Origin of the sequence: Flavobacterium sp. CLA17 (assembly GCF_013112255.2) — a bacterium.
GTDB lineage: Bacteria > Bacteroidota > Bacteroidia > Flavobacteriales > Flavobacteriaceae > Flavobacterium > Flavobacterium circumlabens.
In genome coordinates, this window is record NZ_CP068294.1 from 4,983,694 (window position 1) to 4,996,325 (window position 12,632).

Sequence of the window (12,632 nt, forward strand, 5' to 3'; positions counted from 1 at the left end):
TTATTCGTCTCTAAGTGCTACAATAGGTTTAATTTTGGCCGCTCTGTAAGCTGGGAAAAATCCGGCAAGCGCTCCCGCAAATACCAGTAAAACAAGCGTGGTTAAAGCCACACTAAAATCGACTTCAGGATTTTGAAAATATTCACTCTGCACCATTGGCCCAACAAATTCCAGCAATAATAAACTTGCCAGCAACCCAACAAAACCAGCAATTGTGGTTATAAAAATAGACTCGTGCAATATCATCGAAATAATAGAAAACGGAGAAGCTCCCAGGGCTTTTCTAATTCCAATTTCTTTTGTTCTTTCTTTAACTATAATAAGCATAATATTACTTACACCCACAACTCCGGCAATAATGGTACAAATACCAACCCACCAAAAAAACAATCTGATATAGAGATTTAAATCATAAAATTGCTTGGCATCCTTAACAGAATTATAAACACCGATACCGCCATCATCATCAGGCGCAACGGTATTTCTGCTTTTTAGCAAATCCTTTAAATCTTTTGTGAATTTTTCAGACTGAGCTAAAGCTTCGTCATAATTATCTGTTTTTTTCATTGTAAAAAACAGATTACTAATTTTATCTCCATTCCCAAAAGCCCTTTGTACAGTAGTTAAAGGCAAATAGGCTCTCGTTTCTTCTCTTTCTCCTCCGGGATCTGTAAAAATCCCAACTACTTTAAAATTGATGCCGTTGATTATGATTTCCTTGCCTAAAGCATCTTTATCCTTAAACAAATCTGTTTTAACTTTCATTCCAATACAAGCCACTTTTTCATTGTTGGCCAGATCTTTACTGTTTATGTATCGTCCCTGAACTATTGTTAGATTTTCAATTCCGCCATAATCCGGAGTAACTCCTCTGTATTGATAACTTCCTGATTCTTTTCCGTACGAAAATGGCGCTCCCCAGTAATTATAAGTTGATGCTCTTAAATCTAACTTGTCATCAAATTTCTGTACAGATTGTTTATAATCAGCATCCCGATACTGAATTTGTCTTCCGGGATTCAGCCCTTTATACTCTTTGGTAGTGGTACCGGACCAAACCTCTATAATTCCCGCAGCATCACGCTCGAATTGTTTTTCAATTCCGTTCTGAAGTCCTTTACCGGCACCCAGCAATATCACCAAAATAAAAATTCCCGAAGCTACAGAAATCCCGGTCAGAAAAGTTCTTAACCTGTTTTTAGAAATGGCTTCAAATATTTCCTGCCAGCGTTCAATATTAAACATAAGATGTAGCTCTAACTTGTTCTACCATTTTATCGTCGATAATTAATCCGTCTTTCAGGACCACATTTCTTTTGCACATTGCGGCAATATCCGGCTCATGGGTAACGATAAGGATTGTTTTACCTTCATCGTTAATTCCCTGAATAAGTTCCATTACTTCATAGGAAGTTTTGGTATCTAAAGCCCCCGTAGGCTCATCTGCTAACAATACTTTTGGGTTGGAAGCCAATGCTCTCGCAATAGCAACACGTTGTTTCTGACCTCCGGAGAGTTCATTTGGTAAGTGGTGCGAATGCGATCCTAAACCTACTTTCTCCAAATATTTCATCGCTATATCGTAACGTTCTTTTCTTTTTACTCCCTGATAATACAAGGGCATAGCAACGTTGTCAAGTGCGGTTTTGTAATTGATTAAATTGAAAGACTGAAAAACGAATCCTAAAAACTTATTACGATATTTTGAAGCTATCGTTTCGTTCAGGTTTTTTATTGGTGTTTTATCTAAAATATAACTCCCTGAATCGGCCTCATCAAGAATTCCCAAAATATTCAGAAGTGTGGACTTACCGGATCCCGAAGAACCCATAATCGCTACCAGTTCCCCTTCTGCGATATTAAAATTAATCCCTTTTAACACATGTAATTGTGAACTTCCCATTTTATAGGACTTGTGCAAATCTTTGATTTCGATCATGGATTGTTAAATTTAAAAACAATAATAACATTTTTTATAAGTAATTTACCATAAGAAAACGTTAATAATTCCGTTTAGTTATTACAATAAGACTCAATTCCTTATCAATTGTTACACTTTTTAAGATAATATAATTCTTTTCTTAATTTTGCATCAATAAAAAAAATCCCAACGATGAAGTTTTTGTCAATTATCTCTTTATTTACAGTACTTACAGCTGTTACAAGCTGTTCTACCTCCCAGAAATTAGAAACTTTAAAACCGGAGCCGGACGATGCAAGTCCGCTGGTTTACGATAGCAATCCCTCTTTTATAAACTTACCGATCACGGTTAAGCTTAATGATATTGAAAACCAGACGAATTCAATTTTAAATGGTTTAATTTATGAAGACAACAATATCGAAGATGATGATATTGAAATGAAAATCTGGAAACTGGCTCCAATAAAAATTCAAAATGATCCTGCCAATCCGGATAAAAAGATAAAAACGGTTCTGCCTCTAAAAGCAACTGTTAAATACAGGATCGGCACCAAAAAACTGGGAATTGAACTTTATGATGTCCGCGAATTTAATTTAAACGGAGTAATCACATTATCAAGTGAAGTAGCGCTGACTAACTGGAAGTTAAACACCAAAACCGAATTCAAATCGCTGGACTGGAATGAGAGCCCGACCATGATGGTTTTTGGAAAAAGCCTTCCTATCACTTATTTAGTAAATCCGGCGATTTCCATTTTTAAATCCAAAATTGAAAAAAGCATAGATGATGCTATTGAGAAATCGATGGATTTTAAACCGAATGTCTTAGCCGCTTTAGAAAAAATATGTACGCCTTTTCAAATGAGTGATACTTACGAAAGCTGGTTACGAATTGTTCCTGTTGAAGTTTATTCTACGAATGCCAAACTTAAAAACGATCAGTTTTTACTGGATATGGGGATGAAATGTAACATGGAAACCATCGTTGGTAAACAGCCTGAATCTAAATTTAATGCCAGCAAAATTGTTTTGAAACCCGTAGCCAAAATTCCAAATCAGATTTCTGCGAATATTGCAGCCATTTCGACTTATATGGACGCTTCTAAAATCATGACCAAAAATTTTGCCGGCCAGGAATTTGGATCGGGAAGCAAAAAGATTACGGTAAAAAATGTAGCCATCTGGCATAAAAACGACAAAATGGTAATTGCCCTGGATGTTTTAGGGTCCATAAACGGAACCATTTACCTGAATGGGTTTCCTCAATACAACCCACAAACCAAAGAGATCTATTTTGATAAATTAGATTACGTATTAGATACGAAAAGCAAGTTAATGCGCACTGCTAGCTGGCTCGCTCAAGGATTGGTACTAAGAAAAATGGAAGAAAGCTGTCGTTATTCGATACAGCCTAACTTAGAAGAAGGTAAAAAAAGCATGGCTGCCTATCTTAAAAATTACTCTCCTATGCCGGGTGTTTTTGTCAATGGAAAAATGGACGATATTCAATTTGATAAAATTCAGCTCACCAATCAGGCGATTATTGCTTTCATCAAAATAAACGGAACGGTAAATGTATCGGTTGACGGATTAAAATAAGGAACAAAAAAAGGCAGAATATTTATTCTGCCTTTTTCTTTTTTGACTGGTACATTCTGTAAATCAGAATTCCGATTACGCCAACCAATAAATAGGGAATTACCATCAGGTAAACAATTCCGTCGTTTACAGCCTCAGCTTTTTTAATGTTACTATCACCTGCCAAAGCAGCACGACACATGGCACATTGCGCGTTTGCGCTCAGAGAAAAGAAAATAGAGAAAAGAAAATAGAAGCATTTCGTTGAGAAAAAATTCACGAATCTATTTCTATTTGCCATTCTATTTTCTTTATTCTTTATTCTATTTTCCATTTTAAACATAATACGGAGATATCATTAAGTATACCACAACACCGGTTACAGCAACGTACAACCAAAGCGGGAATGTTATTTTAGCTATTTTTTTATGTCTGTCAAAACTCTGGGACAAAGCCCTTACGTAAGAAATCAATACCAATGGAATGATTGCAACTGACAATAAAATATGAGTAATTAAAATAAAGAAATACACATACCGTATTACGCCTTCACCACCAAATTTAGTAGAATTAGAAGTCATATGGTACGCCACATACATTACCAGAAACGCAACCGACAATGCAATGGCAAAAGTCATTAAGCGCTCGTGAAGTTTACGTTTTCCTTTTTTAATAGCCAATACAGCCCAAACCAAAACAATAGCTGTAACACCATTTGTGGCAGCGTAAATTGGAGGCAGGAACGAAAGAGGTTCTACCTGTATTCCCAAATCTTTTAACTTAACCCCAAATAAAATAGCAACTACAAGCGGAATCACAATGGATACTGCAACAATAAATTTGCTAAACTTTTTTTCTAATGACTGATCTTCCATTTTATTCTGCTAATAATATTTTAATGTCTTCCTGAATATCTCTAACTCCTTTTTTATCTAATCCGTCGTAATATAAAATCGGATTTCCGAAATCATCTTTACGACAACGAATATTTCCATCTTTATCGATTAAAGCAAATAAACCGGAATGCTCGAAACCACCGTTAACTTTAGCGTTCTCTCCGGCATACAGATTAAATCCTTTGTTTGACAAATCCATAATGGTAGCTTTATCACCCGTCAGGAAATTCCAATTAGACGATTTTACCCCCAATAATTTAGCGTGGTCTTTCAGAATTTGTGGTGTATCATGTCCCGGATCGATTGTAATGGATACGATTCCGAAATTAGGATTGCCAAAAAAGGTTTTTTCAATTTCCAGCATGCTCAAATTCATCTTTGGGCAGATAGAAGGACAGGTAGTAAAGAAAAACTCCAATACGTATACTTTTCCTTTATACGTTTCATTTGAGACTTTAAGGTTGTCCTGATTGGTCAGTTCAAATTTAGGTGCCGGACCGATTGTCAGTAATTTGGCATCTGATTTTGAACTTTTCAGGCCAACATTGTCCAGACGGTTTCCTTTTACCACTTCTCCATTTTTTACTCTGTCTACTATTTTTGGAATAGCGTAAATTCCGAAGATTAAAATGATAAATGAAATCCCGATATATGATTTGTTTTTAAACATTATGATTGAAATTTATAGTTGTTTAGTAGCATTGTGATTCTTTTTAAGGGCAGCACGATATTCATACAGAATAATTTTAAAATCATCCAGCATCTCATTGCTCAATTGAGACGGATGAAAAGTATCATATCCTTCCTTATAGTCCTTTTGCTCTTTTCTCCCTCTTAAATTTCTTTCTTTGTCGATGATATAAACATAGGAGGTTCCTAAATCATCTTTCAGCTTTCCTTTTAAATTTAGCTGCTTATAAAAGGTTTTGATTTCATCAGGTGAAGCGAAAATAAAATTCCACCCTGAGACATCTGTAAAGGGCTTTAATGCATCTACGAGTTTCTGAGCTTCTTTTTCTGTCCCTAACGGACAAAGCACCACAAACTGAAGATCTTCAAAACCATGGTACCGTTTATAAATCTTTTCATTTAAATTGAAATAATTACCACGATTGTTCAAAATATCAGCACCTGAAAAACCCAAAACCGTTATCTTTTTATCCAGGGATACTTTTTTGCCGTCTAAAGATTTCCAATTGCCAAAATCAGCAATCTTAGGTGTTATGACGGGGAGCTTTGTAAAACTATTTACTCCGGATGCAAAAAACAAATAGGCAACGATTGGCAAAACAAAAAGTACGAAGAGAACGATATTTTTTTTCATTATTTCGGTAGAAGTTATTGAGGTACAAAAATAAAAAAAGCTCCGCAAAACGGAGCCTCTTTTCGAATTAATATCATGTTAAAAATTCCATTTAATAGTAGAATCTTTAAAAACCCCATAAATATAATGTCCTTCTGTCAACAGAATAAACAATAAATATAATACCAGGAAAATAACTGGTGATACAACAGACCATCTAAGGCTGCTTTTTTCACCTTCCATGTGCATGAATGCCCATACAATATAATATGCTTTGAATATTGTTAAGATATAAAATATCCAATTCAATAAATTCAAACCTAAAAAATGATTAAATTCTAAACTTTCAGGCTTAATAATACCTAAAATCACTTCTACTGTAGTTACTGCAGACAATAATGCAAAAACAAACCAGATTCTTTTTGTATTTGATACGTGCTCGTGTGACATAATAATTAAAATCTAAAATTAAACTAAGTAGAAAACTGTAAATACAAATACCCAAACTAAATCGACAAAGTGCCAGTATAAACCCACTTTCTCTACCATTTCGTAACTTCTTCTTTTTTCGTAAGTTCCAACCAACACATTAAAGAAAATAATGATGTTAATAATGATCCCTGAAAATACGTGGAAACCGTGGAATCCTGTAATGAAGAAAAAGAAATCAGCAAATAATTTACTTCCGTATTCGTTTCTGGTTAAGTTTGCTCCTTCTACTACATATCTTGCATCGTTCAGACGAGATTCAGATTCTGCTCTTGTCAAAACTGTTTTTTTCTTTTTCGCAGTAAGATTCTCTGTTCTGATTAACAAATCAGGGTGCGCTTTGAAACCTGCCTGAATCTCAGCAACTGAATAAGTTGGTGTTGACTCTGCATCTTCCATAAACCACATACCTTCTGCTCTTGTAAGGGCTACTCTTTGTTCCGGTAATTTTACAGCAAACTCTTCAAGAGCTACTCTTTTACCTTCTTTATCCACAAACTGCAACAGGCTTCCTCCTTTTGTTTCTACTGCGCCATATTCTCCTTTAATGAAGTTTTTCCATTCCCAGGCTTGTGATCCAACGAAAATGATACCTCCAATAATAGTTAAGAACATGTAAATTGCAACTTTTGTTTTTTTCAATTGATGCCCTGCATCAACAGCTAAAACCATCGTTACAGAGGAGAAAATTAAAATAAAAGTCATTAAGGCTACATAATACATCGGAGCCGAAACGCCGTGCATAAATGGGAAGTGAGTAAACACTTCATCAGCCAAAGGCCATGTTTCAATAAATTTAAATCTAGAAAAACCATAAGCAGCAAGGAATCCAGAGAATGTCAGGGCATCAGATACGATAAAAAACCACATCATCATTTTACCATAACTTGCTCCTAATGGCTGGATATCTCCGCCTCCCCAAGTTTTTTCTTCGTTATTTGCAGTAGTAACTGTCGCTTCCATAAAAGATATTCGTTAAAAAGTTCCCAAATTTACGTTTTTTTCTTATTTAAAGAAATATAAAAATAAAAATAAATATACCCATAATAAATCCAAAAAGTGCCAATACATCGCACCTAGTTCTATACCAAGAGTTTGAGTCGAATTGTATTTTTGTTTAAAATGATTATAAATTATAATTAAAAGTGAAATCAACCCTCCAGCCAAGTGTAATAAGTGCGTAACCGTTACCACATAAAGAAAAGTTGTAGTAATAGAACTACCTTCCCCTGTAAAATAATAACCGCTTTTTACGATTTGCCCAAAACCAACAAACTGTAAAACTACAAATAAAATCCCTAAAGCCAATGTCCCTAAAAGTAATGCTGTAGTGGCGCTTCTGTTATCTTTCTGAATTGCTTTTTTAGCCAGATAAAAAGTCACACTGCAAGCCATAATCACCACCGTACTGTAATAAAATGCCGACGGCAGCTCGAAATTCTTCAACCAGTCTGCTCTGGATTTACTCACCACAAAGGCACTTGTAAGCCCCGCAAACATCATGGTCATACTGACCATCGCGAACAACAAAATCAGTTTTGCCGATTTTGCTTTCGTTACCTGTTCTTCGCTTATTTTCATTGTCATTTCCATAACCTATCTTAAAAATTTATCTACTATATATACAATTTGTAATAATGAAATATACGATACACTGACCAACATCAATGTTCTTGCAGCTTTTGCTGTGCGCAGCTGATACAGTCGTACGGCATAAAACAACATCCATAATCCCAGCAAAAAAACTAAAATCGCAGCAATTGGCGTAATAAACAATTGCCCTGTATATCCTAAAACGGGTAATAAAGAAGCGATTATCAGCCAAATGGTATACAACATAATCTGCATCGCGGTTCCTTTATCTTTTTTTCCTGTCGGAAGCATAAAGATACCTGCTTTCTCATAGTCTTCGTATAAAAACCAGCCAATTGCCCAAAAATGCGGAAATTGCCAGAAAAACTGAATCAAAAATAAGGTTCCGGCTTCTATACCGAAATCTCCGGTTGCAGCAACCCATCCTAACATAAAAGGAATTGCACCCGGAAAAGCCCCTACAAAAACAGATAACGAAGTTACCGTTTTTAAAGGTGTATATACGCTTGTGTATAAAAAAATTGAAATCGCGGCAAACATTGCCGATTTTGCATTTATGGTGTACAGCAACGATATCCCGACTATGGTGAGCAAACTTGCTACAGCCAAAGCCATTTTTGAAGACATACGCCCCGAAGGAACCGGACGGTTTTTGGTACGATCCATTAACGCATCTATATCTTTTTCAATTACCTGATTGAAAGCGTTTGATGCACCGACCATGCAATAACCGCCAATTGACAACACTGCCAGAACACTCCAGCTAAAAGGGTGTTCAGCATTTACACCTAACAAATATCCCGCAATAGAAGAAAACAAAACACTAATGGCTAAACCCGCTTTAGTGATTTCTTTGAAATCGAGAAATATTGATTTTAATAAAAATGTATTTTTAGTAGTGCTCAATATGGTGATTGTTTGAATATTTTTTTTGAGTGGTGCAAATGTACAAATTGATTATAGAATCAGAACCTATAAAATTAGATTTTTTTCAATAAAACCTTTACAAAATAAGGACTTGCAGATTTTTAACACAATCATTTCGAAAAATCTTATTAAATATCCTAGTAATCAAAATACCAGTTAAAGATATCAGAACGAAGTCCTATCGTAAACCAGGTGGTACTTTGCTTAAAAGTAGTTGCCGTTTCCTGTGTAGGATCAAAATTCCTGTAAATAAAACTTCCGAAGAATTTCAGATTGGTCATTGGGTTTATTAAATAACCTGCCTGAATATCTGCAATAAAAATATTTGTTTTATTACCCTGACCGACTTTTACTCCTTTGTCGTACGGGCGTTTTTCGTCATAATTTTTATAAATGTTTCCACCGTAATTAAAACTGTCTTCTGCCGTATCAAAATCCAAACCTCTGGTACCAACTGTAAATTTGGCATCGGCATAATAACGTCCTGCATGGTAACGCCCGATTACCAAAAGCTCTTCAAAGTTTCCTCCCCATTGATGTCCCATGCTCTGATTATTATGAGCATAATTGGTAATTACCGCACTATGCGAGTACACATACGGGCGTACATGATTGTATTCGACCTGCAATAATAAATCCTTTACTTTAAACGCATTAAAGTATTTGGCACCAATTTGATATCCGATTTTATTTTTCCAGCTGTTATCGCCCGCTTTTACATCTCCGAATGAAAATTCGTCAATCAAAAGCTGACCGTATAAATTAACCTGATTGTTCCACTTGTATTTTGAAGTAATCGCTAAAAGCGCATTACCACTTTTGGAAGACGATGTAAATTCAACAGTACGATAAAAAATAATCGGATTCACGAAATTAACATCAAAACCTCTGTTATTGGTATCTGCCCAGACAACGGATTCAAAAAAGCCTAAATTCAGTTTATTCGAAACATTCCAGCTCAGATAATGATTGGCCATAAATTTTGTCGCATATGTTCTTTCGACTGTTACATCGGGGCGAACATCTTTAAGCCACATATAGGTGTTGGTATATTTAATCTTCCAGAAGTTCGTATTAATTTTAAAATACGGATACGGGCTCGCTCCGTCACTTTCAATCAGTGAACGATATCCATCTCCGATAAAATTTCGGCCATATCCTAATTGCAAATCAAAAAACTTGCTTGGAGCATACGTAATATTGGCTTCCGCTAAAGGAAAATCGTAAGCGTCTGTTTTAAATCTTTTGGCAATTCCGATTCCGGGTACAATCGCAGGATTTCCTCCTGAAGGTTTTATCGATTCTGCATAATCATTAAAATAACCTGCAAATCGTCCCTGGCTTTCAAAAATTGTGGTGGTAAAATTAATCTGTTTCCCTAAACCTCCTCTGAAATTCAGCGCTCGCGTATTGACATAAGTAGACGGATCAATATCGGATGCTTTACCCATTTGTAAATCAAGAATAGGATTTAAGGCCAGCCAATAATCTTCTCCCTGAATCTGAACCAGATTCTCATTCCAGAATTTCCTTCCTAACCAGCCGGATGTTTTTTTCTGAAGCGATTCATTTACCGCTTTTAAATTGTAATATTTTGAAACCTCAGCATACGTATAAGGTTTGGAAGCGGTATGATTATTACTGCCTACCTGATTCATGGCTCCATCAAACTGTGCATAATAGCTATGAGAAAACGGGATATTCAGATGACTTTCGAATTCCGGGTTATTGTATTTTTTATATACAATACTATCCAGTTCCGTCATTGGCTTTTCTAACGGTTTTAAAATCTGAGCCGCTGCCAGCGCTTCTTCTGCAATCTGATCAGCACTTTTTAAAGGTATATTTATTGTAATGGTATATTTGGAATATGTTGGCTGTCCATTATAAGTGGATGGCTTTACTTTAGGGAATTTACCAAAAACACGTTTTGACTCCTGAACCAATAGTTCGTCTGCTGCATTTACATAAATCACTTTGAATTCTCCTTTTTCGTCCACTTCAAAAAGAACTTTCACTTCTCCTTTATAATCTGACTGTTTCAGATGCTGGGGAACTTCAAAATTATGAAAGACAAAATCCTGAACTTCTTTGTAAAAACAATTTTCCAGCTTTTTGGATTGCAAATTTTCACAATTAGGAAAAACAGGGAATTGTTCCGATGTAAAAGCAGGTGCAATGGAGGAGTTGTTATTTTCCTGCGAAAAAGCAAATAAGGATGATAATGTAAGAATAAAAGATAAAAAAATCTTATTCAAGTAGGTTTGGGTTTTCATTTAATATTGATTTGAGGTATTTTCTCCGTTAGCAATTGCCTTTGCTGCGGAAGTTCCGATGCGTTTAACACCTAAACGGATCATTTCTATGGCTTCATCGTAAGATCGCACGCCACCGGCCGCTTTTACCGGCAAAGGTGATGCATTTTCCAACATCATAATAACAGTAGGGATCGTGGCTCCATTTGGCAAATTATCTTTTGTCTTAAAAAATCCGGTTGATGATTTTACAAATACAGCACTGTAATTTTCTTCTTTAAAATTTGACATTACAACATTTTTTATCAAAGCAGAAAGCTGAATAATTTCTTTATCACTCAAAGCGGCGACTTCAATAATCCATTTTACGGTTTTATTATGTGCCAGTCCGATTTGTGTTCCAATCAGGATTTCTTCCTTCACCAGAGTAGTGTCGCCATTTTTAAAAGCTTCGTAATTGCAAACAAAATCCAGATCATCAGCGCCATTTTCAATCGCTTCGTTGGCTTCTTTTATTTTTGTTTCCAGATTTGATTTACCTTCCGGAAAATCGATAACGGTACCAATAAGCAAAGTCGAATTGGCCTTCGTAATTAATTCTTTCGCCAGAGCAACATATTCGGGCCGAATCATAATCAGCTTAAAACTTTCTGCAATTGCCTCAGCAATCGCTTCTTTAACCACAACAAGATTTTCGGCTTCAGAAAGCCCGGCTTGTGAAGCAGTTTTTAAGTAAGTAGCATCTAAATATTGCTTAACATTCATGATTTTGAAATTACATAGCACCGGCGACAAAAATACATTTAAAATTCAGAAAAAAATACTGTTTATTGCGCTTGATTTTCGGGCAACAAAAAACCCACCGAAGCGGGTCTTTATTTTCTTATATTTTATTGATTTGCTTTTTAAAAGCTATGGCTGTAAAAATTGCGGTTGTACCTCCAATTGTATTGGCTAAAATGTCTGTGACATCTGCTGCCCTGGTGGTCGTAAAAACACTTTGCAGAATTTCTATCGTAATTCCGAAAAAAACCGAAAATATAAACGAAACGAGATAGGCTTTAAAATCATCCGCTTCTTTGCCTTTTAATTCTTTTTTGAAAAACAAAATCCAGGAAATTGTAAATCCGAAATGAAAACAGAAATGTACAATTTTATCTATGCTTGGAAAACTTACTGCGGGAATGTTACTTGAATCTGTGAGACAGAAATACGTTATAACTCCCGAACAGATTATTGCCCAGCAAAGCAATAGTTGTTTAGGCACCGATTAGTTGTTTATAAGCTTCATCAGACAAAAGAGAATCAATTTCTGATGCATCAGCGATTTTTATTTTGATCATCCATCCAGCTCCGTAAGGATCAGAGTTTACCGTTTCAGGTGCGCTTTCCAAACTATCATTAAAAGCAATGATTTCTCCTGTCAAAGGCAAGAACAAATCAGAAACTGTTTTTACAGCTTCAACAGTTCCAAAAACCTCATCTTTATCAAGTGTCTGATCTAAAGTTTCTACTTCAACATACACGATGTCTCCTAACTCTTTTTGAGCAAAATGAGTAATTCCTACAGTTGCAACGTCTCCTTCGATGCTAACCCATTCGTGATCTTTTGTGTACTTTAAATTTGCCGGTATGCTCATAATAGTTGTATTTGAAAATTGATAATTGAA

Annotated in this window: 15 protein-coding genes; 1 reads left to right on the forward strand and 14 read right to left on the reverse strand. The window is 35.6% G+C overall.

The genetic code is table 11. The features are described 5' to 3' along the window. Positions 1-1,245, reverse strand: coding sequence for an ABC transporter permease (locus HAV12_RS20565; RefSeq protein WP_171571255.1), 1,245 nt, complete (start codon positions 1,243-1,245; stop codon positions 1-3). Beyond that, the gene (locus tag HAV12_RS20570) at positions 1,238-1,939 is read right to left on the reverse strand and encodes an ABC transporter ATP-binding protein (protein WP_132031606.1); all 702 of its coding nucleotides are present in this window, start codon (positions 1,937-1,939) and stop codon (positions 1,238-1,240) included. Before HAV12_RS20570 ends, HAV12_RS20565 begins: the two co-directional genes overlap by 8 nt. A 174-nt stretch (positions 1,940-2,113) precedes the next feature. On the opposite strand from HAV12_RS20570, the gene HAV12_RS20575 reads away from it, so the two are divergent. Then, entirely contained in the window at positions 2,114-3,520 is a 1,407-nt protein-coding gene (locus HAV12_RS20575) for a DUF4403 family protein (RefSeq protein ID WP_171571256.1), read from the forward strand. A gap of 22 nt (positions 3,521-3,542) precedes the next feature. Here the strand turns inward: HAV12_RS20575 and HAV12_RS20580 are convergent, their stop codons facing one another. From HAV12_RS20580 to gcvH, 12 genes are all read right to left on the reverse strand, one after another. Next, positions 3,543-3,842: a hypothetical protein gene (locus HAV12_RS20580; RefSeq protein WP_171571257.1), complete on the reverse strand. Its 300-nt coding sequence runs from the start codon at positions 3,840-3,842 to the stop codon at positions 3,543-3,545. Beyond that, a complete protein-coding gene (locus HAV12_RS20585; RefSeq protein WP_171571258.1) occupies positions 3,835-4,374 on the reverse strand; it encodes a DUF420 domain-containing protein in 540 nt (179 codons plus the stop codon). Before HAV12_RS20585 ends, HAV12_RS20580 begins: the two co-directional genes overlap by 8 nt. A gap of 1 nt (position 4,375) precedes the next feature. Next, on the reverse strand, positions 4,376-5,065 hold the full coding sequence (locus HAV12_RS20590) for an SCO family protein (RefSeq protein ID WP_171571259.1): 690 nt from the start codon (positions 5,063-5,065) through the stop codon (positions 4,376-4,378). 12 nt (positions 5,066-5,077) lie between these two features. Continuing rightward, positions 5,078-5,719, reverse strand: a complete 642-nt coding sequence (locus tag HAV12_RS20595) for a hypothetical protein (protein ID WP_171571260.1) — start codon at positions 5,717-5,719, stop codon at positions 5,078-5,080. 78 nt (positions 5,720-5,797) lie between these two features. Continuing rightward, positions 5,798-6,148 carry a cytochrome C oxidase subunit IV family protein gene (locus HAV12_RS20600; protein ID WP_127337685.1) on the reverse strand — a complete coding sequence of 117 codons (351 nt, stop codon included), beginning with the start codon at positions 6,146-6,148 and terminating at the stop codon, positions 5,798-5,800. 18 nt (positions 6,149-6,166) lie between these two features. Further along, positions 6,167-7,150: a cytochrome c oxidase subunit 3 gene (locus HAV12_RS20605; protein WP_171571261.1), complete on the reverse strand. Its 984-nt coding sequence runs from the start codon at positions 7,148-7,150 to the stop codon at positions 6,167-6,169. 42 nt (positions 7,151-7,192) lie between these two features. Next, entirely contained in the window at positions 7,193-7,780 is a 588-nt protein-coding gene (locus HAV12_RS20610; RefSeq protein WP_171571262.1) for a cytochrome c oxidase subunit 3, read from the reverse strand. 3 nt (positions 7,781-7,783) lie between these two features. Beyond that, positions 7,784-8,686: a heme o synthase gene (cyoE, locus tag HAV12_RS20615; protein ID WP_171571263.1), complete on the reverse strand. Its 903-nt coding sequence runs from the start codon at positions 8,684-8,686 to the stop codon at positions 7,784-7,786. A gap of 158 nt (positions 8,687-8,844) precedes the next feature. Further along, positions 8,845-10,983, reverse strand: coding sequence for an energy transducer TonB (locus HAV12_RS20620; RefSeq protein ID WP_240345203.1), 2,139 nt, complete (start codon positions 10,981-10,983; stop codon positions 8,845-8,847). Beyond that, positions 10,984-11,727, reverse strand: a complete 744-nt coding sequence (gene deoC / locus HAV12_RS20625) for a deoxyribose-phosphate aldolase (protein WP_171571264.1) — start codon at positions 11,725-11,727, stop codon at positions 10,984-10,986. Between the two features lie 118 nt (positions 11,728-11,845). Then, complete coding sequence (locus HAV12_RS20630) at positions 11,846-12,229, reverse strand: VanZ family protein (RefSeq protein ID WP_132031626.1); 384 nt, start codon at positions 12,227-12,229, stop codon at positions 11,846-11,848. After that, positions 12,222-12,602, reverse strand: coding sequence for a glycine cleavage system protein GcvH (gcvH, locus tag HAV12_RS20635; RefSeq protein WP_056188370.1), 381 nt, complete (start codon positions 12,600-12,602; stop codon positions 12,222-12,224). The genes HAV12_RS20630 and gcvH overlap by 8 nt, the downstream gene beginning before the upstream one ends. Positions 12,603-12,632: the final 30 nt, after the last annotated feature.